At 45.7% G+C, this 25,961-nt stretch carries 28 protein-coding genes, 1 pseudogene and 2 riboswitches; of the genes and pseudogenes, 27 read left to right on the top strand and 2 right to left on the bottom strand.

Annotated features, from left to right (window positions below; all coding sequences use genetic code 11):
- Positions 1-101 precede the first annotated feature (101 nt).
- A pseudogene (locus FEFB_RS01740) lies at positions 102-541 on the bottom strand (GNAT family N-acetyltransferase).
- Between the two features lie 103 nt (positions 542-644).
- Here FEFB_RS01740 and FEFB_RS01735 point away from each other — a divergent pair.
- From FEFB_RS01735 to FEFB_RS01615, 25 genes are all read left to right on the top strand, one after another.
- Complete coding sequence (locus FEFB_RS01735; protein ID WP_369795891.1) at positions 645-1,028, top strand: MarR family winged helix-turn-helix transcriptional regulator; 384 nt, start codon at positions 645-647, stop codon at positions 1,026-1,028.
- A 270-nt stretch (positions 1,029-1,298) separates the two neighbouring features.
- Positions 1,299-1,634 carry a hypothetical protein gene (locus tag FEFB_RS01730; RefSeq protein WP_152666212.1) on the top strand — a complete coding sequence of 112 codons (336 nt, stop codon included), beginning with the start codon at positions 1,299-1,301 and terminating at the stop codon, positions 1,632-1,634.
- Between the two features lie 119 nt (positions 1,635-1,753).
- Entirely contained in the window at positions 1,754-2,968 is a 1,215-nt protein-coding gene (locus FEFB_RS01725; protein ID WP_047974533.1) for an MFS transporter, read from the top strand.
- Positions 2,969-3,139: 171 nt separating this feature from the next.
- Positions 3,140-3,328 (top strand): 30S ribosomal protein S21, encoded by a 189-nt coding sequence (gene rpsU, locus FEFB_RS01720; RefSeq protein WP_047974532.1) that lies wholly within the window; start codon positions 3,140-3,142, stop codon positions 3,326-3,328.
- 94 nt (positions 3,329-3,422) lie between these two features.
- Positions 3,423-3,869, top strand: a complete 447-nt coding sequence (locus tag FEFB_RS01715) for a GatB/YqeY domain-containing protein (protein WP_047974531.1) — start codon at positions 3,423-3,425, stop codon at positions 3,867-3,869.
- A gap of 138 nt (positions 3,870-4,007) precedes the next feature.
- Positions 4,008-4,892, top strand: coding sequence for a S1 RNA-binding domain-containing protein (locus tag FEFB_RS01710; RefSeq protein WP_047974530.1), 885 nt, complete (start codon positions 4,008-4,010; stop codon positions 4,890-4,892).
- Between the two features lie 3 nt (positions 4,893-4,895).
- Entirely contained in the window at positions 4,896-5,783 is an 888-nt protein-coding gene (xerD, locus tag FEFB_RS01705) for a site-specific tyrosine recombinase XerD (RefSeq protein ID WP_047974529.1), read from the top strand.
- 22 nt (positions 5,784-5,805) lie between these two features.
- Positions 5,806-6,183 (top strand): hypothetical protein, encoded by a 378-nt coding sequence (locus tag FEFB_RS01700; RefSeq protein WP_047974528.1) that lies wholly within the window; start codon positions 5,806-5,808, stop codon positions 6,181-6,183.
- A complete protein-coding gene (locus FEFB_RS01695; RefSeq protein WP_338345443.1) occupies positions 6,137-6,925 on the top strand; it encodes a segregation/condensation protein A in 789 nt (262 codons plus the stop codon). The genes FEFB_RS01700 and FEFB_RS01695 overlap by 47 nt, the downstream gene beginning before the upstream one ends.
- Entirely contained in the window at positions 6,909-7,634 is a 726-nt protein-coding gene (gene scpB / locus FEFB_RS01690) for an SMC-Scp complex subunit ScpB (protein WP_082131880.1), read from the top strand. Before FEFB_RS01695 ends, scpB begins: the two co-directional genes overlap by 17 nt.
- Complete coding sequence (locus FEFB_RS01685; RefSeq protein WP_047974527.1) at positions 7,627-8,376, top strand: pseudouridine synthase; 750 nt, start codon at positions 7,627-7,629, stop codon at positions 8,374-8,376. The genes scpB and FEFB_RS01685 overlap by 8 nt, the downstream gene beginning before the upstream one ends.
- A gap of 198 nt (positions 8,377-8,574) precedes the next feature.
- Positions 8,575-8,711: riboswitch (FMN riboswitch) on the top strand.
- A 76-nt stretch (positions 8,712-8,787) separates the two neighbouring features.
- Positions 8,788-9,369 (top strand): ECF transporter S component, encoded by a 582-nt coding sequence (locus FEFB_RS01680; protein ID WP_047974526.1) that lies wholly within the window; start codon positions 8,788-8,790, stop codon positions 9,367-9,369.
- A gap of 74 nt (positions 9,370-9,443) precedes the next feature.
- Positions 9,444-9,998: a LysM domain-containing protein gene (locus tag FEFB_RS01675; protein WP_047974525.1), complete on the top strand. Its 555-nt coding sequence runs from the start codon at positions 9,444-9,446 to the stop codon at positions 9,996-9,998.
- A gap of 18 nt (positions 9,999-10,016) precedes the next feature.
- Positions 10,017-10,694: a (d)CMP kinase gene (cmk, locus tag FEFB_RS01670; RefSeq protein ID WP_047974524.1), complete on the top strand. Its 678-nt coding sequence runs from the start codon at positions 10,017-10,019 to the stop codon at positions 10,692-10,694.
- Between the two features lie 189 nt (positions 10,695-10,883).
- A complete protein-coding gene (gene rpsA / locus FEFB_RS01665) occupies positions 10,884-12,074 on the top strand; it encodes a 30S ribosomal protein S1 (protein ID WP_047974523.1) in 1,191 nt (396 codons plus the stop codon).
- A 58-nt stretch (positions 12,075-12,132) separates the two neighbouring features.
- Positions 12,133-13,443 (top strand): ribosome biogenesis GTPase Der, encoded by a 1,311-nt coding sequence (gene der, locus FEFB_RS01660; protein WP_047974522.1) that lies wholly within the window; start codon positions 12,133-12,135, stop codon positions 13,441-13,443.
- A 214-nt stretch (positions 13,444-13,657) separates the two neighbouring features.
- Positions 13,658-13,933 (top strand): HU family DNA-binding protein, encoded by a 276-nt coding sequence (locus FEFB_RS01655; protein WP_047974521.1) that lies wholly within the window; start codon positions 13,658-13,660, stop codon positions 13,931-13,933.
- A 353-nt stretch (positions 13,934-14,286) separates the two neighbouring features.
- The gene (locus FEFB_RS01650) at positions 14,287-15,318 is read left to right on the top strand and encodes a Zn-dependent alcohol dehydrogenase (protein ID WP_047974520.1); all 1,032 of its coding nucleotides are present in this window, start codon (positions 14,287-14,289) and stop codon (positions 15,316-15,318) included.
- Between the two features lie 56 nt (positions 15,319-15,374).
- Positions 15,375-16,229: an alpha/beta hydrolase gene (locus FEFB_RS01645; RefSeq protein WP_047974519.1), complete on the top strand. Its 855-nt coding sequence runs from the start codon at positions 15,375-15,377 to the stop codon at positions 16,227-16,229.
- Between the two features lie 142 nt (positions 16,230-16,371).
- Complete coding sequence (locus FEFB_RS01640; RefSeq protein WP_047974518.1) at positions 16,372-17,700, top strand: MFS transporter; 1,329 nt, start codon at positions 16,372-16,374, stop codon at positions 17,698-17,700.
- The gene (locus FEFB_RS01635; RefSeq protein ID WP_047974517.1) at positions 17,697-18,074 is read left to right on the top strand and encodes a MerR family transcriptional regulator; all 378 of its coding nucleotides are present in this window, start codon (positions 17,697-17,699) and stop codon (positions 18,072-18,074) included. The genes FEFB_RS01640 and FEFB_RS01635 overlap by 4 nt, the downstream gene beginning before the upstream one ends.
- A 204-nt stretch (positions 18,075-18,278) precedes the next feature.
- Positions 18,279-19,619 carry an FAD-dependent oxidoreductase gene (locus tag FEFB_RS01630; protein WP_047974516.1) on the top strand — a complete coding sequence of 447 codons (1,341 nt, stop codon included), beginning with the start codon at positions 18,279-18,281 and terminating at the stop codon, positions 19,617-19,619.
- Positions 19,620-19,729: 110 nt separating this feature from the next.
- A riboswitch (TPP riboswitch) is annotated at positions 19,730-19,820 on the top strand.
- Positions 19,821-19,903: 83 nt separating this feature from the next.
- Positions 19,904-20,461 (top strand): ECF transporter S component, encoded by a 558-nt coding sequence (locus FEFB_RS01625; RefSeq protein ID WP_047974515.1) that lies wholly within the window; start codon positions 19,904-19,906, stop codon positions 20,459-20,461.
- Between the two features lie 12 nt (positions 20,462-20,473).
- A complete protein-coding gene (locus FEFB_RS01620) occupies positions 20,474-21,883 on the top strand; it encodes an ATP-binding cassette domain-containing protein (protein WP_047974514.1) in 1,410 nt (469 codons plus the stop codon).
- Positions 21,880-22,548, top strand: a complete 669-nt coding sequence (locus tag FEFB_RS01615) for an energy-coupling factor transporter transmembrane protein EcfT (protein WP_235271945.1) — start codon at positions 21,880-21,882, stop codon at positions 22,546-22,548. Before FEFB_RS01620 ends, FEFB_RS01615 begins: the two co-directional genes overlap by 4 nt.
- A 70-nt stretch (positions 22,549-22,618) precedes the next feature.
- Here FEFB_RS01615 and FEFB_RS01610 read toward each other — a convergent pair whose 3' ends face one another.
- Positions 22,619-23,491 carry a LysR family transcriptional regulator gene (locus FEFB_RS01610; protein ID WP_047974513.1) on the bottom strand — a complete coding sequence of 291 codons (873 nt, stop codon included), beginning with the start codon at positions 23,489-23,491 and terminating at the stop codon, positions 22,619-22,621.
- Positions 23,492-23,600: 109 nt separating this feature from the next.
- On the opposite strand from FEFB_RS01610, the gene FEFB_RS01605 reads away from it, so the two are divergent.
- Complete coding sequence (locus tag FEFB_RS01605) at positions 23,601-24,938, top strand: amino acid permease (RefSeq protein WP_047974512.1); 1,338 nt, start codon at positions 23,601-23,603, stop codon at positions 24,936-24,938.
- 148 nt (positions 24,939-25,086) lie between these two features.
- Positions 25,087-25,848: a pyrroline-5-carboxylate reductase gene (locus tag FEFB_RS01600; RefSeq protein WP_047974511.1), complete on the top strand. Its 762-nt coding sequence runs from the start codon at positions 25,087-25,089 to the stop codon at positions 25,846-25,848.
- The last annotated feature ends 113 nt before the right edge of the window (positions 25,849-25,961 follow it).

The raw sequence follows: 25,961 nt of genomic DNA, 5'->3' as shown, positions 1-25,961 counted from the left end.
AAAAGCGCCTTGATTTGGTAAAAATCAGGACGCTTTTTTTAAGCCTTTGAAACGGTTGAAGGGATTTGGTCACTTAAAAATCAGCGCCAGGGAAAATCTTTTTATTTTGCTTCACGGCGCATGGTGACGTGGGGCGTCCCCTCAAAGATAAAGGGTTGGCCGATAGCCGTAAAGCCAAATTTTCATAAAAACCAACGACCTGTTCTTGTGATTTGATTTCGATGGCTTGACCGGGCCAATTTTCCTGGCACACAGCTAAAATTTGGGTCATTAACTGGTTGCCCAGGCCGGTACCACGGGCCGCTGGAGTGGTTACGACGCGGCCAAAGGTGATGTGGTCACCATTTTCAAAAACGCGGGCATAGGCGAGAGCGGGATGCTTTTCGCTTTCTTGGTAAAAAACATGGATGGCTTTTGGATCGTTTTCGTCTAGTTCATGGTAAATGCGATTTTGCTCGACGACAAACGTGTCGATGCGAAGTTTGAGCGTTTAGTAGAATTCATCGGCAGTCAGGTTGTCCATAGTCTTTTTTTGCCACATTGTTCTCGTCTTCTTTCTTTTTTCCTGTATAATAATGTTGCATATGCAACTGTTGCACGTAAAAGGGAGCTTGTCTGTGATTGAATTAGAAGTGTTTCGTCAAATGGGGTCGGTTTCACGGCGGGCGACAAAAGAGATGAACCAGGCCGCCAGTCAGTACCAATTAGAAAATAATCTGTTTTTGCATTTGATTCGGATTGTGGAACACGAGGGCCTGACCCAGTCTGATTTGGCAGAATTAATCCAAGTCGATAAGACAACGCTGAGCCGATCCTTAAAAAAATTGGATGACCGAGGCTATATCGATAAGGTAACGGATTCTCAAAATAAAAATTATAAGCAACTCTACCCGACACAAAAGGCGCGCGACCGCTACGAGGTCTTGGCGAGACTGGAGTGTCAGTACATTAAAGGACGTCTTGCAACCTTGTCAGCAACGGAGTTAACAGATTTGAACAAAATACTTAACAAAATTTTGCACAGTTAAGCTGTGCTTTATTTTAACAGATACAGTTGCAAATGCAACTGTAAGGATAAAAGAGGAGATTCTTTTGGAAAATAATCATATTCGAACGCGACTATTGTTCTTTTTGCTCGGCCTGGTTTTGGTCGCTTTCGGTAATGCGTTGTCCATTATTTCAACTGCCGGCGCGGTGAATTGTTGTTTGTTTCACTTTTTAGCCAGTTAATTCATTTTTTTGTTACAGCACTATCAAAAAATTTCACGGTACCAGTAGCATTATGGCTGCGGGTTTTCTTGGCAATTATCGGCATCACCATTGTTTGCTTGGGCACGTCCTTTTATCAACGGGCTAATTTGTGGATGTACCCAACGGATTCATTAACAACGCTGTTAACGAGTCGTTTTTTTAACAATCATTTTGCCTGGGCCCAGTTGGTGGCTTTTGTGCCACCCGTGATCTTGATTGCGGCGACAACAGTTCATTTACACATGGTTGTTGGTGTCCGGACCGGAACACTCTTTTCCTTGGTCTGCAATGGGCCACTAATTGCTTTTTTTAACAAACGGGTCTTTCCTTTTTTGCGGTTAAATTCACCATTACAAGCAGGACTCTCACGGTTTTTGTATTAAAAAAGTCAGGCTAATCAGAAACAACATCAGTTTCTTTTTAACGCTAATGAACTCTGTGCCACTTTTCACGAAAGACGGTACAATGAAATTAAGAAAATAAAAGAGAAGGAGGAAATCCAATGCCAAACACGCAAAGTCGCTGGAATCCAAAAACTTTGAATCATCGATTTTGGATTTTAGCGGTATCACTAAGTATTGCGACTGGTAAGGGAATTGCACCCGCTTTGCCAGCCTTACAAAAAGCTTTTTCTGATTACCTGGCAACGATGATCAATTTATTAACGACTATTCCGCAAATACCGGCGTTAATCGTGTTGTTGTTTTCGGGTCAGCTAGCCAATCGTTTTGGTATTAAAAAGGTCATCAGTACAGGGATTCTATTAATGGCTGTGACGGGTGTTTTGCCAAGTGTGTTGACAAACTTTTGGCTGATTTTTGCGACTCGACTGCTTTTCGGAGTTGGTATCGGCTTGGTCAATTCATTGGCAATCACCTTGATTGATTTCGTTTACGAGGGTGACAATCAGGCTCAGATGTTGGGTAACCGGTCCGCCTTCGAACCAATTGGCCTCACTTTAGTCAACTTGAGCGTTGGTGCTTTGTTAGCCGTTTCTTGGCAGGTTTCCTTCTTAGCTTATGCCTTACTATTCATTGTTTGGTGGGGCTTTATTCAAGTTGTGCCTGAATATCAGCCACGGCAAAAATTAGCTCACGCTGATTCAGACCGGGTCACCCAGCATGAACATCCCAAATACCTATTACCGATAATTGGTTCCGCTGTCTATTGCGGTTTGTTAACGGTTGGCATGTCAATCGTTAATGTCTACACACCGTATCTGGTTTTGGCGCACCATCTTGGTGGGAGCATGACGTCTTCAGTGATTATTACGGTTTATACACTGACTTCGATGGTGATGGGTTTTCTTTTCGGTACCTTTTTTCACTTTTTGCATCGCTATATTTTTTTATTCAGTCTTTTCTTCATGGGTGTGGGTGCGGTCTTCTTCTATTTTGCGCGTGGTTTAACGACGCTGACTTTGTCCGTCATTGTGGTCGGGTTATCATATCCCATGGCTGGCACTTACTTATTTGATACTATTGCCAACCGGATTCCGCAAAGGATGGCGGGTTTGGCGAATTCGATTTTGTTGGTCGGCTGTAACGCTGGAACTGCTTTGGCGCCAGCAGTTGTCGCCTTTTTGAATGTTCTTGGACCAAAGTCAGCTCTAGATAGTGGTATCCGCCTTTATGGCGAATTGATGCTTCTTTTACTGCTTTTAACGGCCCTGTTAATGTGGTGGTCGCGAAAGAAGGGCGTCAGCAAAATCAGCTAAGTGGCGCTAAAGCGATGCGGTGGCCGAGAGTATGCTTTTTGCCACAGCGGGCAATTCTGATTTTTAATAAAAAGTTGTTGACTTTCTTGCTTAGAATTGAGATGATATATAGGTCTTTAGTGCATATCGTTGAAAATACGAAGTAAAATGCGAGGAAGGAGGGGAATCGACATGGCAAAGGTTATTGTACGCAAGAACGAATCTTTGGATGACGCATTGCGCCGCTTCAAGCGTGGTGTTTCAAAGGACGGTACTCTCCAAGAATACCGCAAGCGCGAATTCTATGTTAAGCCTTCAGTTGAACGTAAGTTGAAGTCTGAAGCTGCACGTAAGCGCAACAAGAAGAAGAAGAACCGTTAATTCGGCCAAAAAAACGTCGCTTTGGTGGCGTTTTTTATTTGGTCTCGTGGTAGACTATTAGATGAGTAGTAATCTCACACTAAGGAGAAGATTGATGAGCTTATTAGAACAGGTTCAAGCGGATATGAAAGAGGCGATGAAGGCCAAGGACAAGCAAACCCTTGCCGTTGTTCGCCAAATCAAGTCAGCGGTCATGAACGAACAGATTAACTTGGGTCACGACTTGACGCAAGAAGAAGAATTGGCCGTCTTGGCCCGCGAAGTAAAGCAACGCAAAGATTCCATTGCTGAATTTCAGGCTGGTAATCGTGATGACTTAGCGGAAGCTACCCAAGGCGAATTGGATGTTTTGGCCAAGTATTTGCCAGCGCAATTGTCAGAAGATGAAATCAAGCAAATCGTTCAAAAAGCCATCCAAAAGACTGGTGCAACAGGACCAGCCGATATGGGGAAGGTCATGGGCATGGTTTCAGGTCAAACTAAGGGTCGTGCAGACGGCAAGTTTGTCGCTGACCAGGTAAAGGCCGCTTTGGCAGAGTAAGATTGGTTCGTGTAATCAATCGATAATGCCAAGAGCAAAGCAACTCCGTGGATTATCATTAATGGTCAAGCGGGTTGCATACATAAATTTACTACTGGTAGCCGATTTGTTTGGTTACTTGCATGAAAAGGATAAAGAATGGATACAACGCTAGGACAAGTCATTAAGGCATCAGTGACCGATGAAAACAGTCAATACTTTTTTGCTCAAGTCGATGGGATGACCTATGAAATTGATAAGAGTGAATTGGAGAAGCCTTTGAAGGTTGGCGGTTTTGTAACCGGTTTTGCCTATCAAAATGAGGGCCACCGATTCCAGATTACTAAGACAATTCCTACTGTTCAAAAGGACCAGTATGCATGGGGCACGGTTGTGAATGCCCGTCATGATTTAGGGGTGTTCGTGAACATCGGCTTGCCCAATAAGGATTTGGTCGTTTCATTAGATGATTTGCCAACCATCAAGGACCTTTGGCCAAAGACGGGGGACCGTCTTTTGCTGGCTATCAAGGAAGATAATAAGGGCCGTTTGTGGGGTAAATTAGCTCAACAGGACATTATTCAAGCGGTTTCTCGTCAAGCCAAGTTGGGTGCTGGCATTAAAAAGGGTGACCAGGTGGAAGCCACGGTTTACCGCAATAAGCTGGTTGGAACCCTGGTTTTGACTGCTGATTACCAACTTGGCTTCATTCATCCTTCACAGCGTGAACAAGAACCACGCTTAGGGGAGGTGGTGAAGGCCCGTGTCTTGGGTGTTAACGATCGGGGAATCGTCAACCTATCGCTGAAACCACTGGCCTATAAGCTGATGGATGACGATGCTTCATTCTTGTTGATTCAGCTGCAACGTAAGGCCGATCACTTCCTACCATTTAACGATAAGTCCGATCCGGAAGCCATTAAGGCCCAGTTCGGCTTTTCAAAATCACAGTTTAAGAGGGCTTTGGGGCGCTTGTACAAGGAACGGTTGATTACCCAAGTCGACGGCGGCATTCAGTTGACTGAGTCCGGCCAAAAGGATTAGTCAATGTTACCGGACGTGATGGAAGATTATTTGAATTACGTTCAGGTCGACCGTGGGCTCTCAAAAAACACGATTACCGCTTATCGTCAGGATTTAACCAACTTCTGTGCTTTTTTAAAGAAAAATCAGACGACTTGGCGCCAGGTTGATCACCAAGTTGTCCTGGCGTTTTTAAATCAGTTGCGCTTAGAAAAGAGAGCGAACACCTCGGTGGCACGAATGGTTACCTCATTGCGCAAATGCTTTTCTTACTTGAAAAATGAGGGCTTGATTGAACACGACCCGATGCTGAATATTAAGCCCCCTAAGAAGGCGGAACACTTGCCGGCCGTTTTGTCGGTGGAAGAGGTTGATTTGTTGTTAGAAACACCTGATGTCTCTACCCCTTTGGGTCTGAGAACACGGGCGTTACTTGAAGTGCTGTATGCCACGGGCTTGCGTGTTTCGGAATTGATTAATCTCAAGCTTGATGACCTACATTTGGACTTAGGGCTGATTCAAACCCTGGGAAAAGGTGACAAGGAACGAATTGTGCCGATTGGCGAAGTGGCGGTTGACTGGATTAACCGGTATTTACAAAGCGCTCGTCCAGCCTTGGTGAAAGGGCAGAGGACAGTGACGCTCTTTGTTAATGATCACGGCCGGTCGTTATCCCGACAAGGTGTTTGGCAATTGATCAAAAAATTAGTGGCTCAGGCTGGCATTAAAAAAGATGTCTCGCCGCATACGCTTCGCCACTCTTTTGCCACCCACATTCTGGAAAATGGGGCAGACCTGCGGATTGTCCAGGAGTTATTGGGTCACGCCGATATTTCAACCACGCAAATCTATACGCATATTTCAAAAAAGCGGTTGAGCCAGGTATATGACCAATTTCATCCGCGTGCCTGAGTATTTTGTAAAGGAGTCAGCCATGTTAATTTCGACAAGACCAGACGATGAAAAGACGGTCATGGGCCTCTTTTCTCTTTTGCCAGAATATAAGAACTTAGACCATATGAAGTTGGTCTTAAATTTATACCAGCAACCCGAGATGGAACTCTTCTTTTGGCAACCCGATCAACAAGATTCAATCAACGGTTTGCTTGGTTTTGAGCGTTATAAGGACAATGTCCTAGTTGTTCGTCACCTGATTTTGACACCGGGTGCCCCGAAGAAGGCCACTCATGCGCAAATGCTGACGGATTTGCAGGAACTGAATCCTGATTATACGGTGATGGGCACCTTAAGCACCCAAACTTATATTGATAAGTGGAGAAAGCATTATTCAAAACCCAAGTCTCACAATTAAGATTACTGACTTCGAGGGCCCGCTCGATTTGCTTTTGCATCTGATTCGAAAGCACGAGATGGATATTTTTCAATTGCCGATTGCTGAAGTGACGAAACAATATTTGAGTTTCATTCATGACCAACAGGCGATGCAATTGGACGTGGCGGCGGAGTACTTAGTGATGGCTGCCAAGTTAATTCATCTCAAATCGACGGATTTGTTACCCAAACCACCGATTGAGGATGATTTTGAAGATAACTTTGAAGAACTTGATCCAAAAGAGGAGCTGATTGCCCGGTTGTTGGTTTACCAACGTTTTCAACAGGCAACCAGCTTCTTTGATGAACGGCAAGAGGCCGGCATGCATTCCTTTGTTCGTCCGGCGATTGAAGATGAAAAGGCAAAAATTGATCAGCCGGTAACACTTGCGCCCGGTCTGACAATGGTTGATTTGCAGTTGGCTTTTGATAGCGTGATTGCTCGGCAACGAGACTTGGCCCCAAAGGTGCGCCAAGTTGAATCGGATTCGTATACGATTGGGGATGGCATTGTTTCCATTCGTCAGAAATTACAAGCCCTGCCGAAAGAAAAATCTTTGCCTTTTACGGCCCTTTTTGATGATGTTTTTGCACCTGACCGGTTAGTAATGACCTTTTTGGGGTTACTTGAAATCACTAAGGCTGGCGAAGTGACGCTGTGGCAGGCAGCCTTGACAGATGAAATTTTAATTAAAGCGGTGGATCATGGATCAGAAAATTAGTCAAATTGAAGCGTTATTGTTTGTTGCTGGTGAGGATGGTTTATCAGTCCCGGAATTAGCGAAGGTAACAGGCTTTGATAAGGGAGCGTTACCCACTTTGCTTGATGAACTGGCAACCCATCTGATCCAAATCGATTCACCATTGATGCTGCGGACCTCTGATGGGCGCTATGTCATGGTTACTCGTCCTGAATTTGGTAAATTAGTTTCTGCCTATTTCGACTTACCAGTTAATACCAAGTTGACCCAGGCGCAACTTGAAACCTTGGTGATTGTTGCCTACCAGCAGCCAATTACCCGTGTTGAAATTGATCAGATTCGTGGTGTTCGTTCGGCTGGAACAATTCAAAAGCTGCTGTTGCACCAGTTAATCGAATCGGTTGGCCGGAAAGAAGAAATTGGTCGGCCGATTTTGTACGGCACGACCGCTGATTTTCTGGACTACTTCGGTTTGGAATCACTAGCTGATTTGCCGGAATTACCAGATATTAATGAGGTCACCCTTGATGAAGAAGGGCAGGCTGAGGTGGCGCTCTTTGACCAAATTGATGATCAGGGGGATACTATTCTTGAAAGCCCAACTGATGAGGGCCGATTGTCGCTGAAGGCAGAAGGCACAACAGCCACGCAAGAAGAACACGATACGACAATGGATACACCAACTGATGAACAGGTGGTTGCAGCAAAAAAGGAGGGCGAAAATGCCTGAAGAAAGTCAACGACTACAAAAGGTGATTGCTCAGGCGGGAATTGCTTCCCGACGGGCCGCCGAAACCATGATTTTAGAAGGCCGAGTGGAGGTTAATGGTCAAATCGTGAGCCAATTGGGTACGAAAGTGACCCGCCAAGATGAAGTGAAGGTCGATGGTGTGCCAATTGATGGACAGGAGAAGCATGTTTATTACTTGCTAAATAAGCCCCGTGGCGTTGTGACTACTAGCCATGACGATAAGGGCCGGCAAACGGTCTTAGATATTTTAGATGATGTGACTGCCCGGGTTTATCCGGTTGGTCGGTTGGATTACGATACGACCGGTGCGCTCTTGCTTACCAATGATGGTGATTTGGCCAACCAGTTGATGCATCCTAAGGGTCGGGTTGATAAGGTCTACACGGCCAAGGTCAAGGGATTGGCAACCATGGAACAATTGGCACCGTTAAAGCGAGGAATTGTCCTGAAAGGCAAGAAGACGGCTCCTGCCAAGGTTGCCATTGAAAAGGCTGATAAGGATAAGAAGGTTTCCTTCGTCACGATTACAATTCACGAAGGTCGTAACCACCAAGTCAAGGATATGTTGGCCGCCGTTGGTCTGCCGGTTGAAAAGTTGCGCCGTGACCGCTACGCTTTCTTGGACTTGATTGGTTTACAGCCAGGCGAATTCCGTGACTTAAAACATGATGAAGTCAAGCGCTTGAAGGCTGGTGATTACCGGTTCTTGCGCCGCAAGTAAGAAAAATTTGCTGAAAAATTAGTTATGGCGTAACCCCTGAAAATAAAATTCGTTTTTTGAAGTTTTCGACAGACACCGATTTGTATTGATAATATCAAGCCCTTAGCCCATGTTAAGGGCTTTTTATGACGGTAAAAATGTCTTTTTTTCTTGGCAAGTTTTCTGCGTTGTGCTATACTACTCTTGTTTCAAATATAAATAAAACTTCGGGGTCGGGTGAAAGTCCCAACCGGCGGTGAAGCAGCAATAGCTGACAAGCCCGCGACCTGTCGAAAGGCAGCTGATCTGGTTTTAATCCAGAGCCGACCGTACAGTCGGGTATAAAGAAGTTTAAAGTACAGTCTATTTTTTGCTGGCCTTTATTTTACCCCGGGTGAAGTAGGGCCTTTTTTAGGCCCAAAGGAGTAGAAAATGACAAGAAACACTACTAAGAAACTCACCCTGGTCGCCGTTTTCAGTGCAATTTCCTTTGCATTGATGATTTTTCCACAAATTGCGATCATTCCTGGCGCATCATTTTTGAAAATTGATTTTTCAATTGTGCCCGCTTTCCTAGCCTTTTCCTGGTTAGGGTTAGGTTCAGCCGTTTGGGTGCTAGTTATTCGGACGCTGTTGAAACTGATTTTGTTTAACGAAGGCGCCAATACCTATATTGGAATGCCGGTTAACTTTGTGATTGCTTTGACATTCTTGTTGGTTTTGGCAGTCATGGTCAAAGTTGAAGTTCGCTGGCCAAAGTGGTTATGGCAGTCTGTTAGTGCGATTGTTGCCGCTGTTGCCATGACCGTGATGGCGTACCTTGTCAACATTGTTTGGGCCATTCCACTCTATGCCCGCTTTGCAAACTTCGATATTGCTAAGTTTATTGGCATCAAAGTTTACTTGTGGGGGATGGTTGTCCCATTCAATCTTTTGGAAGGTTTGATTTGGTTTATCGTTTCTGTGATGGTTGTTGCAATCTTGGCACCCTTTAAGAAAAGCTTTCGTTCTTAAGAAAAGGTTATCATTTTTAAGCAACCTTCCGTGTTAGACTTGACTTAAGAACGAACTCATAGGAGGTCTTGAAAATGAACGACCAAACAGCACCAACATTATCGCGCCGGCAACGTTTTGATCGCCAGCATGAAAATCAGGAGCATCCTAAAAAAGAACCACGGCCAAAAAGCCACGGCGGACTCGTCGTGCTTTTGGTTTTGCTGTCGTTAGTCTTATTAGCGTCGGCGCCTGTTTATGGATTGGTGAAAAATTCACCAAAAATGGTGAAGACAACATCTAGTTCTAATAGTTCCAAAAAAACTAGCCAGTCGGCAACGTCTTCTGCTAGTTCACAATCGTCTGATGCAACCAGCGCTGCTCAGTCTTCAACTAGTCAATCAGCTACATCAGCTAGTCAATCGGAGTCTGCTGCGCAGTCAAGTCAAAGCCAGGCAGCCCAGTCAAGTGATGACCAAGCAGCAGCTTCTGCGGCGGCTGCCAATACAGCGACCTTGGGTGCTAACCAAACGCTCTATAACTTTGCGGTAACTCATGGTACAACCACTGACCAGATTTATGCTTTGAATCCTGGTGTTACTGCTCAAAACTATTCAAAGTTTGCTGGACAAGCTTTGAGAATTAAGTAAGAGGAAATTTTAATCCCTATGACTCAACCTGCTCATTTTCAAGTTGCAATTGATGGACCAGCATCAGCTGGAAAATCAACGATTGCTAAAATTTTAGCGACCGATTTAAAGTATGTTTACGTTGACACTGGTGCGATGTATCGCGCCATTACCTTGGCGGCCAAACAGGCGGGACTTGCATACGAAGATGAGGCGGGGATTGTTGCCTTGCTACCAAAAATTGAAATTGCTTTTTTACCGGGCGAACCACTGCAACATGTTTTGTTGAATGGGCAAGAAGTAACGGAAGAAATTCGTTCAACTGAAATTACGAACAACGTTTCTTTGGTTTCTTCCTATCAGGCGGTTCGAGCTAATTTAGTTGACCGTCAGCGCGCTTTGACTGATCAGCAACCAGTAATCATGGATGGCCGTGATATTGGCACAACCGTTTTGCCAGATGCTCAAGTGAAAATTTTCTTGGTGGCTTCAGTCGATGAACGCGCTGAGCGTCGTTTCAAGGAAAATCAGGCCAAAGGGATGAACCCTGATTTTGAAACCCTGAAAAAGGAAATTGAGGAGCGGGATTATAAGGATTCCCATCGTTCCATTTCACCGCTGACAAAGGCCGAAGATGCGCTAACGGTCGACACTACTGGCCAAAGTATTGACCAGGTCGTGGCCACAATCAAGCAAATTATCAAAGATCACCAGTAAGGTGGTCTTTTTATTTTAGAAAAATCTGTTAAAATAGAAAGCAATAGGGAAAACGGTTCGTGTTTTTACGAAACATTTAGACGAAGTAGTTGGTCTAGTCCTAATTTTTTTAAAATTAGACTAGGAAAATCAGCTACTCTCTGATAAAATACCCTTATAAGTGTAAATTGTAGGAGGACGTTTGACGTCATGAGTGATACTAACAGCGAATTATTAGCAGCTCTGGAAAGTGCTGACCAAATTAAGGTAGGGGACGTCGTAACTGGCGAAGTGCTAGCAATCGACAACGATAACCAAGCAGTTATCGGTCTTCACACCGGAGAAGAAGGAGTTGTGCCAGCGCGTGAGTACTCTGACGATCGTAGCGTCAATTTGGCCGACGATTTGAAGGTCGGTGACACCATCGAAACTGTTGTTGTTTCGAACGTAACGAGTGACAAGGAAGGCGTTGCCTACTTGTTGTCAAAGAAGCGATTGGAAGCCCGTAAGGCTTGGGAATCATTGTCATTTAACGAAGGTGATGTTGTTGATGCGAAGGTTATCAACGCTGTTCGTGGTGGTTTGATTGTTGATGTTGCTGGTATCCGTGGTTTCGTACCTGCATCAATGGTTGCAGAACGCTTTGTTTCAGACTTGAACCAATTCAAGGGACAAGACATCAAGGCAGAAGTAATCGAAATCGACCCAGCCAAGGCCCGTTTGATTTTGTCACGTAAGGCTGTTGCAGCCCAAGAACGTGCCGAAAAGTTGGCTGAAGCATTCAGCCGTTTGACTGTTGGCGAAGTTGTTGAAGGAACTGTTGCTCGTTTGACTGACTTCGGTGCTTTCGTTGACTTGGGCGGCGTGGACGGATTGGTTCACGTTTCTGAAATCTCACATGACCGTGTTAAGAACCCATCAGATGTTTTGTCAAAGGGTGAAAAGGTTAACGTTAAGATTTTGGCCTTGGACACTGATCGTGGACGTATCTCACTTTCAATCAAGGCAACCCAGCCAGGTCCTTGGGATGAAGTTGCAGAAAAGGCCCCAGCTGGTACTGTTCTGGAAGGAACAGTTAAGCGCGTAAAGGACTTTGGTGCATTCGTTGAAATCTTCCCTGGTATTGAAGGATTGGTTCACGTTTCACAAATTTCACACAAGCGTGTTGAAAACCCAGCCGACGTTTTGAAGTCTGGTGACAAGGTAAAGGTTCAAGTGTTGGATGTTAAGCCAGCCGAAGAACGTATCTCATTGTCAATGAAGGCTTTGGAAGAAAAGCCAGCCAACCAACGTGAAGACCGCGATGACAACCGTGGCGCTTCACGTGCTGACATGGCAGCCTTCCAACAAGACGATGAAGGTGCCGCTACTTTGGGCGACATCTTCGGCGACAAGTTGTAAGATTTAAAAATGGAAAGGCTGGTTATCCAGTCTTTTTTTATTGGAAAGGAGCGGGAATATGGCAGCACCGATTGTAGCCGTAGTGGGTCGTCCAAATGTTGGAAAGTCCACGCTATTTAACCGCATTGTTGGCGATCGAATCGCCATTGTCGAGGATATGCCAGGGGTTACTCGTGACCGTTTGTACGCACGGGCAGAATGGCTAAATTATGACTTCCGGATGATTGATACCGGAGGGTTGGAAATGGGAAATGCCCCATTTTTAACGGAAATTCGTGCCCAGGTTGAATTAGCCATTGATGAAGCTGACGTCATTTTGATGGTTGTTTCTGGTCGAGAAGGCCTGACAGCCGATGACCAAGCCGTGGCTAATTTGCTTTATGGTACTGATAAGCCAGTTGTTTTGGCGGTCAATAAGGTCGATAATCCTGAAATGCGGGCAGATATTTATGACTTCTATTCATTAGGAATGGGCGACCCTTATCCCGTATCTGGATTACACGGAATTGGTTTGGGTGATGTTTTGGATGAAATCGTCAAGCATTTCCCAGATGAAGCCGCAGAACAAGACGATGACGCCGTTCGGTTCTCGATTATTGGGCGCCCAAACGTCGGAAAATCATCAATCGTTAACGCCATCCTGGGCGAAGATCGGATGATTGTCTCAAATATTGAAGGCACGACCCGTGATGCGATTGACACGCGTTTTATTACCTCTGAGGGTGATGAATTTGTGATGGTTGATACGGCCGGAATTCGTAAGCGTGGTAAGGTTTACGAAAATACGGAACGTTATTCGGTCATGCGGGCCATGAAGGCCATTGATGAATCACAAGTGGTCTTGATGGTCTTGGATGCTGAAACCGGTATTCGTGAGCAAGATAAGCACGTTGCGGGGTATGCGCATGAGGCCGGGAAGGCCTTGGTGATTGTTATCAATAAGTGGGATGCCATCGAAAAAGACACGCATACCATGACTGATTTTGAAAACTTGATTCGCGACGAATTTAAGTTTTTGGACTATGCACCAATTGTCTTTGTTTCAGCGAAGACTGGTCAGCGCTTAGACCGCCTGCCTGATTTAATTTTGGCCGTAAATGACAACCATCAGAAGCGGGTTTCATCATCAACATTGAATGATGTCTTGATGGATGCTTTGGCTACTAATCCGGCACCATCTGATAACGGTCGCCGTTTGCGTGTTTATTACGCCACTCAAGTGGCAATCGAACCACCAACGATTGTTGTCTTTGTCAACGACGTTGAACTGATGCATTTTTCATACCAGCGTTTCCTAGAGAACCAAATTCGAGCCGCGTTTGACTTCTCTGGAACGCCGATCAAGCTGATTATTCGTCAGCGAAAGTAACGTTTTATCGTTGAAAGTTTCAGTACTGTGAGGATTCACTTGCAAATGTGCGGAAAACCGCAATTACCGCATGAAATTGGGCTTTATGCCTACACATTTTAATTTACATGTGCTATCCTATCTTTATGGAAGTTGCCACGGTAGCGTTCCCAAGCTGCTAACGATTGTCACGTTAGCGGATATTCTAAATTAATTATTAGCGAGGAGAAAAGGAATGGCAAACAAGCAAGAATTGATCGATTCAGTCGCAATGAAGACTGGCTTAACAAAGAAGGACGCAGACAAGGCAGTTGCCGCTGTCTTGTCATCAATTGAAGACGCTTTGAAGAAGGGCGAAAAGGTTCAATTGATTGGTTTTGGTAACTTTGAAGTTCGTGAACGTGCAGCTCGTAAGGGTCGTAACCCACAAACTAAGGAAGAAATCCAAATTCCTGCATCAAAGGTTCCTGCATTCAAGCCTGGTAAGGCATTGAAGGACGCCGTTAAGTAAGCGAACCTTTTCATATTTAAGCACACTCAGCTGAGTGTGCTTTTTTGTTTGCGCTTGATGGTTGGCTGTGGCAGGAATGAGAACTGGGTAGTTGAAAAAATCAAAATTTGACACGTTTGCCATCGCAGGGTAGACAATTTTACTTTTTATTGCTATAAAATAGAAAAGCGTTCTTGACTTAGAGTCGACTTCAGGGCATAAGATAGTGTTGTTAGTGACAGATAAATGCATCAAGGGATGATGAACAATGATTACAGCATCCATTGTTTTGTCAAAATGAATTTATCCATACTACGTCTAATTTTACTTTTAAAACAGACAAGTTCATAATCAGCAAAAAGGAGTATTAAAACATGAAAGCAGCGATTTTTGTAAAACCAGGGCAAGTTGAGATGCAAGAGGTTGATAAGCCAACAATTCAGGGACCGAAGGATGCCGTCATCAAGACAGTTCGGGCATCAGTTTGTGGTTCTGACCTTTGGTTCTACCGGGGTATTTCCAAGCGTGATGGTGGCAGCCAGGTTGGCCATGAAGCCATCGGAATCGTTGAAGAGGTCGGTAGTGAAGTTTCCAACGTTCAGCCGGGTGATTTTGTTATTGCACCGTTTACTCATGGTTGTGGTCACTGTCAGGCCTGCTTAGCAGGGTTTGATGGTGATTGCCTCGATCCTGATAAAGGTGGCTCAACCGGTTATCAGGCGGAATACATCGGCTTTAAGAATGCCGATTGGGCGCTGGTTAAGATTCCAAGTCAGCCAGCAAACTACAGCGATGACCAGTTGAAATCCTTGATGACCTTGTCGGATGTGATGGCAACCGGTTACCACGCTGCGGCTACTGCTGAAGTCAAAGAGGGGGATACGGCGGTTGTCATGGGCGATGGCGCTGTGGGCCTCTCAGGGGTGATTGCAGCCAAGCTGCGTGGTGCCAAGCGGATTATTTTGATGTCGCGCCACGAAGACCGACAAGAGCTGGGTAAGGCGTTTGGTGCTACCGATATTGTGGCCGATCGTGACCAAGCTGGGATTGACCAGGTGATGGCGCTAACGGGTGCCGGTGCGGATGCTATTCTTGAATGTGTTGGCTCAGAGCAGGCTGTGGCAACTGCGGTTCAACTTGGCCGTCCAGGTGCCGTCGTTGGCCGTGTGGGGATTCCTCAAGACCCAATGATGAATACGAATAACCTATTCTGGAAGAATATCGGCTTGCGCGGAGGAATTGCCGCGGTTACCACCTATGACCGTGAATTGTTATTGCAGGCGGTCCTTGATGGCAAAATCAATCCTGGTCAGGTTTTTACCAAGCAATTTGCGCTGAAAGATATTCAACAGGCTTATGCAGCCATGGATCAGCGCGAAGCGATTAAGTCTCTGATTGTTTTTTAGATTTTAAATCGCCGACATAAAGCCCCTGGCCAATCGGTTAGCCGTAAAGGAGTAAGATGAAAAAGAATAAAAAAATGATAGCGATTGCGGGTGCCTCAACGGTCATTCTTGTGCTACTAGCAGTTGGGCTAACCGTTTGGCTAACCCAACCAGCCAAGCCGATTTCCAATACGAAGCCAACCGAAGCAACGGTTTTCTTCCATGGTTATGGCTCTTCCCGGAATGCCGAGCAGACGATGAGTCGGTATTTAATCCAGCAAGGGTATTCAAACCGCAGAATTAATGCGACGGTTGGCAAAAGCGGCCAGGTTAGTTTTAGTGGTACCGTGAAGAAGGAGGACCAGAACCCACTGATTCTGGTGCAATTTAACGATAATCGAAATACTAACTTTACTAAGACAAATCAGTGGGTCACGAAGATTATGGAAGATTTGCATAATCAGGGGATTCAGTCTGTGAACCTGATTGGCCATTCAATGGGAAATTTGGCCATCGCTTTTTACTTGAAAAATCATGTGCAGCAAAGCGATCAATTGCCAGTTGTGAAGCGACAGATTGCGATTGCTGGTCCCTTTAACTTTTTGAAGGATAGTCCAAGGCCAAAATCAAATTTGAACTTAGCAGATCCTGCCAGCCAATCTGAAACTGATTTTAAAAAGGTCGCATTAGCTGGTTTGGAGCAATATTACGAGAATAATCAGACCAAAGTGTTGAATATCTATGGCAATAGCATGGGTAAGGAGGAGTCAGACTCGACCATCACGAATAACGCGTCGAAGTCACTGAAGTACTTTGTCCGTAAGCCAAGTACCTATCAGGAGAAGTTATTTACTGGTAAAAATGCGCAACATTCAAAGCTGCATGAAAATCAGGATGTCAACAAGGTCCTCAAGCAGTTCTTAACGGAATAGCAGCACAGTTGATGCGAAAAAACAGTCTTTTAAAAAGGCTGTTTTTTTCTTGACTTGAAGTTCACTCCAGGGTGTTTAATAATCACTGACCCGAAAACACAGTGCTTGGTTTTGAAAAGAAACCAGGCTAAAGGAGATAAGAATGACAAAACAACGATTTGGGATGGTCTTGCCGATCACCTTACTCGCTTACTTTTTAATTTTGATGGATAATTCCATTATTTTTACCAGCGCAACTGAGATTGGTCAAAGCCTAGACCTCTCTTCTTCCACCTTGTCGTGGATTTCAAACGCCTATACATTGACCTTTGGCGGCTTTTTGCTATTATCGAGCCGGCTCTCGGATTTACTGGGGCGCAAACGAATTTTCTTAATCGGGCTCACAATCTTTGGACTCAGTTCATTGCTGATTGGCTTGTCGGATAATGCTGCCTTCGTGATTGCACTGAGGGCTATCCAGGGGCTTGGTTCTTCAATTATTGCGCCAACCACCTTGGCCTTGATGATGGATAATTACCAGGGACAAATGCGTGCACGGGCAATCGCTTACTATGGTGTTACAGCCGGGATTGGTGCTAGCCTGGGACTATTAATTGGTGCTAGCCTGGGACTATTAATTGGTGGTGGCCTGACAACGTTATTTTCTTGGCAAGCCGGTTTTTTGATTAACGTGCCGCTGACGGCATTACTGTTCTGTTTGACGATTCGCTTTGTCCCAAATAAAGCAGGATTAAAGACAAAAATTGATTGTATTGGTGCCATTCTGTCGGTCATCGGATTAGCGGCCTTGATTGATGGGTTAACCAGTAACCAGTGGCTACTGATTTTATTGGCCGTTATTGTTTTAGCCTGCTTTATCGTCTTTGAAAGCCGGCAAAAACAGCCAATGTTGCCCTTGATTTTGTTTCATAATCGAGTTCGTGCAGGTGCCTACGTGGCCCGCATGCTCTTTATGATGGCGATGCTGCCGTATTGGTTCTTTTTACCCCAGGTCTGGCAGGCGAGTTACCATTTGACGGCGTTACAATCTGGTTTAGCCTTTCTCCCCTTAACATTCGTTCAGTTTGTGGTATCGTTGTCCCTAGGAAGGTTGACTAATCGTTTTGGCAATCAGTTAATCCTGCTAGTCGGGGAGGGATTGCTGTTTCTTGGTTTGCTGTGGACGGCTCTGTCAGCGGTTGCTTCAGGTTATTGGTTGGCTTTTGCCTTGCCAATGGTGGTGATTGGAATTGGGCAAGGTTTGGTTCTGGCGCCAGTCACGTCGGCCGGCTTATACCAGGCCCCTGACGAACTGGCTGGGATTGCCTCAGGGTTGACGAATACGGCCCATCAAATTGGTGGCCCAATCGGTCTTTCTTTGATTGTGGCAACGGCGGGAAACTACCGTGGCCAAGTAGCAACAATGGCTTTCTTTACGGGAATGGCTTTTGTGGTTGTGGCCGCTTTTGTAGTACGAAAGGTGCAAAAATGAACATTAAAGAAGCTGCGAAGGCGACTGGATTGACAAACGATACGATTCGCTATTACGAACGGATTGGATTAATTATGCCGGTGCCCCGCAAGGAAAATCAGTTGCGCGATTTCACCGAGCGTAACATTAATCAATTGAAATTTGCCAAAACAATGCGCCATGCGGGTGTTTCCATCGAACGACTGCGTGAATATATTGGCATGGTGCTGGAGGATGATGACCGAACAATTCCCGCGCGTAAAGCGCTGTTGCTCGAACAAGCAGAAGAGATGCAGGAACGAATTAATGAAATGCAGGCTGCTCATGATCATTTGCTGTATAAGATTGACCATTATGAAAGCCACATGCGCCAGGCGGAGAATCGTTTAGAATAGGGCGTTTGATTCGTCTGATGGCTTTGGGCATGACTGATTTGGCGCGAAAAGATGAATTTCAACAATTTAGAACGACTCTATCTGTCTTTCTGTTTTATTTGATACTTTCTTGAAAACTGTTGGATAAATGATTGACAGAACCTTGTTTTATTGGTAAAATTTAATTACAATTTTCACATAGCTATATATTAGGAGGCACTTTTAATGAAAGTTGCAGTAATTGGTTCAACGCACGCCGGCGTGTTTGCCGCTAAGCAGATTAAGGCAGACCACCCAGACGCTGAGGTACACGTGTTTGAAAAGAATCAAACAGTTTCTTTCTTGTCATGTGGAATCGCCCTTTGGATTGGTGACAATGTTTCATCAACTGACAAGATGTTTTACGAAACGCCAGATTCAATGGCTAAGCAGGGCATTTCAATGCACATGCAAACGCTTGTTGAAGCTGCAGACTTGGAAGCAAAGACTTTGAACATCAAGGACTTGGTTTCTGGTGCCCAGTCAGAAGAAGCTTTCGATAAGATTGTCATTACTACTGGTTCACGCGCTATCAAGCCTCGTATCCCAGGAATCGATTCTGACAAGGTCTTTGATTCAAAGACTTGGGATAACGCCAACGCCTTGAAGGAAGTAACTGAAAAGGTTAAGCGCGTGATTGTTATTGGTGCTGGTTATATCGGTGCCGAATTAGCAGAACAATTGTCAGTCAACGATAAGGAAGTGACTTTGATTGATGGTTTGGACCGTGTGTTGGCCAACAACACAGCGCCTGAATTCTCATCTGTTTTCCAAAAGGCCTATGAAGACCACGGTGTTAAATTAGCTCTTGGCCAAATGGTATCAGGATTCGAAGACACTACCGATGGTATCAAGGTCACAACTGATAAGGGTACTTACGAAGCTGACATTGCTATCTTGGGTATTGGCTTCTTGCCAAACACTGCTTTGTTCCGTGACCAAGTTGATATGTTGCCAAACGGTGCTATCAAGGTTAACAAGTTCATGGAAACTTCTGTGAAGGATGTCTTTGCTGCCGGTGATTCAGCAACCGTCTTCTACAACCCAACACAAAAGGATGACTATATTCCATTGGCAACCAATGCTGTTCGTCAAGGAATCTTGGTTGGTAAGAACATTGCTGAACCAACGATGGCTTACCAAGGTACACAGGCAACATCAGCCGTTGAATTGTACGAAATGGCCTACGCTGCAACTGGTTTGACTGTTCAATCAGCAGCACGTAAGGGTGTTGAAGCAGATTCTGTGACAATTTCAGAAGATTACCGTCCTGATTTCATGTTGTCAACCACGCCTGTTAAGGCTTCATTGACTTGGGAAAAGGGTACTCGCCGCATTGTTGGTGCTGCCTTCTTGTCAAAGCATGACATTTCACAAGCTGCCAACGTGGTTTCATTGGCGATTGAAAACGGCATGACAATTGATCAATTGTCAATGACAGACTTCTTCTTCCAGCCAAACTTCGGTCAACCAGTCAACTATGTTTCATCAGTTGCTATGGCTGCCGTTGCCAAGGCAAACAAGTAAAAATTAGCTTCATTTCAAGTACTCGGACACAGCGTCCGGGTACTTTTTTATTTGAAAGCCCTTGCATAAAGGTTGGAGACAGTGTAAGCTAGTAGAGTAGTAAATTTGAATATAGCGATCTGGGGTACCATTTTGGTTGAGAATTAAACCCATTGAACCTGTTAGGCTAAGACCGACGAAGGAAGATCCACACAAGTTTTTTTTATGACCACCCGTGTTGGACTCTGCCCAGGCGAGTGGTTTTTTAATGCCTTTTTGTTCCCCTGGACGCAAAGGAGAGAATAATGAAACAAAAGTGGACGCTACAAAACGTGATTTTGCTGGCTTTGATTGGGGTTATCTTCTCGGTCATTTACTGGATCATGGATCCGGTCTACCAAATCGTTAACAGTGGCTTGGCCGTGATTGGATTGCAAGCCTTTACGAATGAAATCACGCTTGGTGTATGGATGATGGCCGGACCATTGGCTTCTTATATCCTAAAGAAAATCGGTGCAGGCTTTATTGGGGAAATGCTCGGGGCTGCCGGTGAAATGTTCTTGGGTGGTTCTTATGGGGTTGGAACGCTCTTGTCAGGCTTTATCCAAGGAATCGGTTCTGAACTTGGTTTCGCCTTGACGGGTTATAAGAACTGGTTTGCTGGTCTTTGGTTGTCAACTTTGACTGGAACAGTCGTTAGCTTTGGTTGGGACCTCTTTAAGTCAGGTTACATCCACTACAAGCTGGGCTTGTTAGTTGCTTTGTTCATAGTTCGTTACCTATCAATCTTCTTCTTCTCAGGTGTCTTGGTACACTTGATTGCCAAGTTGTTGGATCGATCAAAGTTGTTGTCCCACGAATAAGGAGGACAAAAAATGGCAATAACTGCCAGAAACCTCACGGTGGCTTATCGTGATCAAGCCATCATTGATGATTTAAATTTAACTCTTGAAAAAAAGACCCTGACCCTGTTAATGGGGCCTTCCGGATCGGGAAAATCAACACTGCTAAAGGCTTTAGCGGGTCTTTATCCTCAATATGGCGGTCAGGTCAGTGGCAAAATCGAAATTGATCAAACGGCGATTGCCACACTGAAAGCGAATGAAAGGGCTAAGCGAGTGGCTTTGCTCTTTCAAAATCCTGATGATCAGTTTGCCATGCCAACGGTGCGAGAAGAATTTATTTTCGCACTGGAAAATCTCGAATTAGATAAGGACGAAATTGATCAAAAGACTGCCTGGGCATTGGAAAAGGTTGGCCTGACTGATTTTATTGACCGGTCCTTCGTCACCTTATCCGGTGGGGAAATGCAAAAGGTTGCCTTGGCGGAAGTGTTGGCCCTGGGGGCCGACTATCTGTTGCTTGATGAACCGTTTGCTGCTGTCGATAGCCAATCGCGAGAAGATCTCCAGGTGTTGCTTCAACAGCTGAGCCAGGAAGGCTACGGCATTCTCGTTTCCGACCATGATCCGGCCGGGTACTTCGATAAAATCAGCCAGTTTTATCAGCTCAAAGAGAAGGCCTTGGTGCTGGTTCCTGAAAATGATTGGAGCCAATATGACTATCAAAAGCAGACTGTAGTGTTAAAACCGGCTGCCGAAAGTGACCAAGCACAAGATACTGCCTATCGCTTTGATAACCTGCGGATTCAAAACGGGGAGCGCCTGGTCTTAGACCAGGATATCTTGCAAATTTTTGCTGCGGGGATTACCTTGCTGACCGGTCCAAATGGTGTCGGCAAGTCTTCCGTTCTGAAGACACTGGCACGACTTCATCGTTATGAGGGTTCTTTGACCTACCAGGAGCAAGAAGTCCATGCCTGGAAACCGCGTCTCTACTTTGGCCAGGTTGGTCTGTTGTTCCAGTCAGCCTCCGATCAATTCTTAAACATCACAGTTGATGAAGAGCTGGACCAGGTGATGGCCAAAAGCCACCATGCTGATTTTTGGACCAAAGAGATCTTGGACCAGTGGTTGTCCGACCTGCATCTAACAGGTTTGGGTGACCAGTCGGTCTACACGCTTTCGGGTGGCCAGCAGAAGAAACTGCAACTGCTGTTGATGTTGATTATGGCACCACAAGTGCTGTTCTTAGATGAACCGCTGGCGGGTTTGGATGAACAGTCGGTGGCGGTTGTTTTGAATCTGATTCAAACCTGCCAACAGGCGCTCGGATTGACCATTTTGGTTGTTTCCCACCAAACAAGGGACCTGGTCAACATTGTTGACCGTCACTTGCGCTATGAACAAACGGCGATGGCCTACCAAGAGGAGGTGCTCGTATGATGAACGCCACACAACGCATGATTTTGGCCTTGGCGATTTCGTTGGAAATTTCCTTGACCAAATCAGTAACGCTAAACGTTGTCCTCTTTTCGGTTGCCTTTTTGTTATTGCTGATCAGGCGCCAACCCCTTAAGAAGATTGGCCTTTACGTGGCCATCGCTATCATTCCGGTTTTGGGCTCGTTCTGGTCCTTTTACCTGTATGGTCAGGGAACAGCGGCAGAAAACCTGCATTTCGGTTTGGTGATGGGGAGTCGAGTTCTCGTCTTTATCTTTATTGGCGCCTGGCTGACGATGGGCATGACACCTTATGTCCTCTTGGCCTCACTACGCCAAAACCTAAAGATGTCGGCAACCTTTACCTATGGGATTTTGGGCGCACTAAACTTTATGCCGCGGTTTAAGCAGGCTTTCTCGTCGATTCAAGCGGCGGGGATGATGCGTGGTGAAGTGTTACGGTGGTGGCAGCCAACGCTGTACTTTAAAGCTTTGGTCCATGCCATTAAGTGGTCGAAGAACCTAGCCATGGCCATGACTTCACACGGTTTTCAGGAAGGGGCCTCACGTTCAGCCTACCGGGATTATCCAATGGCAAAATCAGGCTGGGTATTGATTGTTTTGATTTTGATTGCCCTGCAAGTAATCTTGTTCTTTTCTCGTTATTAACCAGAAAAGTGATAAGCTGATTATTAAAAAACCGGCAAATTCGTTTTATTGACGAATTTGCCGGTTTTTTCTAACTTTTTTTCAAATAAGAGAGGATTTCTTTTTGCATGGCCTTCACAAAGGGGTCCTTAGCCGAGGAGGGGTTAATCACGAGGCCAAGGTGGCGGTAATAGGGATGTTCGAAGGGATAGGCTTCGACTTCGCCGGAAAGTTTTGTGAGTGCTAAGTCAGGCAGGATGCCCCAGCCTAAGCCGGCCTCGACCATGGCCAGAATGGACTGGTCGTCAATCGAATAGTTGATGGCCTGGGGCTTAACTTGAAGTTCATCCAGGGCAGCCTTGGTATCGGAATCATAATCGGACCGTTGCAAGATAAAGTGGCGGTCTTCTAGGTCGTCTTGGCTAATTGAAACACCATTTTTCGGAGTGAAATCAGCCGGGGTAATGCACTTGATTTCATCATCGATGAGGGGCAGCGCATCCAAACGGCTAATGGTTGGCAGGGCCGAGAAGCCAAGATCGATTTTTCCTAATGATAGAGCCTGTTCGATTTCGGCGAAGGATCCCTGAATCAAGGTGATTTCAACCTGGGGGTACTTTTTAGAAAAGCGCCGGATGATGGTTGGGAGCCAGGCAATGCAGACCGATGAAATAGCACCAATTCTGATTTGCCCGCCTTGCAATCCTTGAATTTTCGCAGCGGCTGAAAGCAGTTGTCGCTCCTCGTTGAGTAGACGTTCCACCATTGGTAAAAGGATTTGGCCATTACGGGTTACCTGCATCTCAGACCGGTTGCGAATTAAAAGGGGGATGCCCAACTGTGCTTCGAGGTGCGAAATGGAATGGGAGACAGCCGAAGGGGTGATGTTTAAGTCATCGGCAGCCTTGCGAAAGGAACCGCGGTCGGCAACTGTAGCAAAAATCTGGTAAGTAAAAGTTTTCATGATGATTTCCTTGATGAATGTTTTTAACTCTAAATTGAAAAAGTTTAGTTTTACTTGTTATAGCACCAAGTATAGACTATTAGGGTAAGATTGCAAAGGAGTATTATTCATGAATAATGACCAAACGGGCTTCGCCCGCACCCTGTCTCACCGCCACGTGGCCATGATTGCCCTGGGTGGGACGATTGGAACCGGGCTTTTCTTGGGAGCCGGTTCTTCGATTCATAAGGCCGGGCCAGCCATTTTGCTGGTTTATATTATCACGGGGTTGTTTGTCTTCGCGATGATGCGCGCCCTAGGTGAATTGTTAGTATCAGATGATTCAAAATCAGTGTTTATCGATTTTATGACTCAGTACTTGGGTGAACGAGCCGGCTTCGTGCTAGGCTGGACCTACTGGATTGGTTGGGTCGTGATTGCCATGACCGAGCTCACGGCGATTGGAACATACATGCACTATTGGTTCCCTGATTGGCCGGTATGGCCATGGGAATTAGCCTTTCTCATCGTGTTGTACTTTGTTAATACGATTGCGGTTAAGATTTTTGGGGAAACCGAATTCTGGTTTGCCATGATTAAGATTGTCGCCATTGTGGCGATGATTATTACCGGCCTGATTTTGGCTTTGGGACACGTAAAGACCTCAATGGGTGTTACCCAGTTTTCAACGCTATGGTCGCATGGCTTAGTGGCTAATCACGGTAAGGGCTTGTTGTCGACCTTCCAGATGGCCTTCTTCGCCTTTTTGGGTGTTGAATTCGTCGGCATTACCGCAGCCGAAACGAAGGATCCATTGGAAACGATTCCGCGGGCCGTTAATTCGATTGTGATTCGAATTCTGATTTTTTATATCGGTGCCTTGTCGGCGATTATGATTATTCAACCATGGACCAACTACCGGGCTGGTGAATCACCATTCGTCCAGGTGTTCTCTGGTATCGGGGTTCAATCGGCAGCGGCCGTGATTAACTTCGTTGTTTTGACGGCAGCGGCTTCCGCCATTAACTCCGCCTTCTTTACAACGGGCCGAATGTTGTATTCATTGGTTGGCGAAAAGTCACGCTTTAAGAAGTTAAACAAGAATGCCATCCCCAAATCCGCTATCAACCTATCAACGTTGATTGTCGGCCTGGCCGTAGTGGTTAACTACTTGTTCCCAACGGATGCCTTTACTTTGATTTCATCAATGGCTTCAGCCGCATTCTTGCTGATCTACATGGCCTTGATGGTGACGCACTTGCGATTCCGCAAGGCAACGAAGGGGCAGAAGAGCCATGGCTTCCAATTACCACTGGCACCCTTTAGTAACTACTTGACGATTGCCTTCCTGGCTCTAATCTTCGTCATCCTGTTGGTCGCACCGGCCACGACGGTAACAACTTTGTTAGCCGCCCTGTGGATGGTGCTCTTGACCGTTATCGCTTTTTTCAAGTTTAAGAAAAATTAAGCTAAACTATCAAAATCAGTTTGTGCCTCGTCCTTGTGTCAACAGGGACGGGGCATTTTTTGATTGGCTAGGGGCCAATTGATTTGTCAGGAGGCGGGGTTAGAACTGTGATAAAATGGGGGCAAGCGTGATTAAAGGAGTAGGATTTATGAAAATTGCAGTTGTCGGTCTTGGACACATGGGAACAGCCCTTGTTCAAGGACTAAAATTAGGTGGACACACAGTCTTGGGGTATTCATCAAATGCCAAAAAGGCGGAAGTTTTGCAGATCTCAGCGGTGAGCACATATGAGGACCTGGTGAAGGCAGACTTTGATGTGATGATGTTGACGGTGCCAGCTAAGCTGGTGACGGCAGTTTTGGCAAAAATCGTCGCCGCTGGTCTTTCTGAAAAGGTCATTGTTCTTTCTGCAGCTGCCAGCGTGCAAAACGCTGATTTACGGGCGGCAGCCCCAAAGAACCCGGTCACAACCTTTATTCCAAATATTCCGGTTGCGGTTCAGGCCGGGACGATTGCTTTGGCAGCCGATGAATCCGTGACTGGCCAAAACGATCAGGTGGTCCATGATGTCTTGGAATCATTGGGGGATGTCTTGGTTGTGAAGGAAGACCAATTAGCCATCGCCGGGACCATTGGCGGTTGTTCACCAGCTTTTATCGATGTTTTGATGGACGCCATGGAAGATGCGGCTATTGCCAAGGGCATGGACCGAAAGCAAGCGGGCCAGATGATCGCTTCAGTGGTCGCTGGGACGGCGCAATTGGCGCAACAGTCTGACTTGTCCGCTGGGGACTTGAAGGGCCAGATTACATCACCTGGGGGCACAACGATCAAGGGCGTCTTAGCCTTGGACCAGCACGGTTTCCGTGGAGCAGTGCACGCCGCTATCTTAGCAGCAGCCGGCGATTAAGATTAAAAGCTCAGACGTTTTCAATGAGTGAACGATAACTTGGGACCAAGAAGCAAAACTACTTCTTAGCCCCATTTTTTTTATGAGAGAGGGAGAGAACGATGCAAGCATTA

It is taken from the genome of Fructobacillus sp. EFB-N1 (genome assembly GCF_001038455.1).
GTDB classification, from domain to species: domain Bacteria; phylum Bacillota; class Bacilli; order Lactobacillales; family Lactobacillaceae; genus Fructobacillus; species Fructobacillus cardui.
The sequence above is the reverse complement of the archived record's forward strand: the minus strand, read 5'-3'. Positions and strand labels throughout refer to the sequence as shown.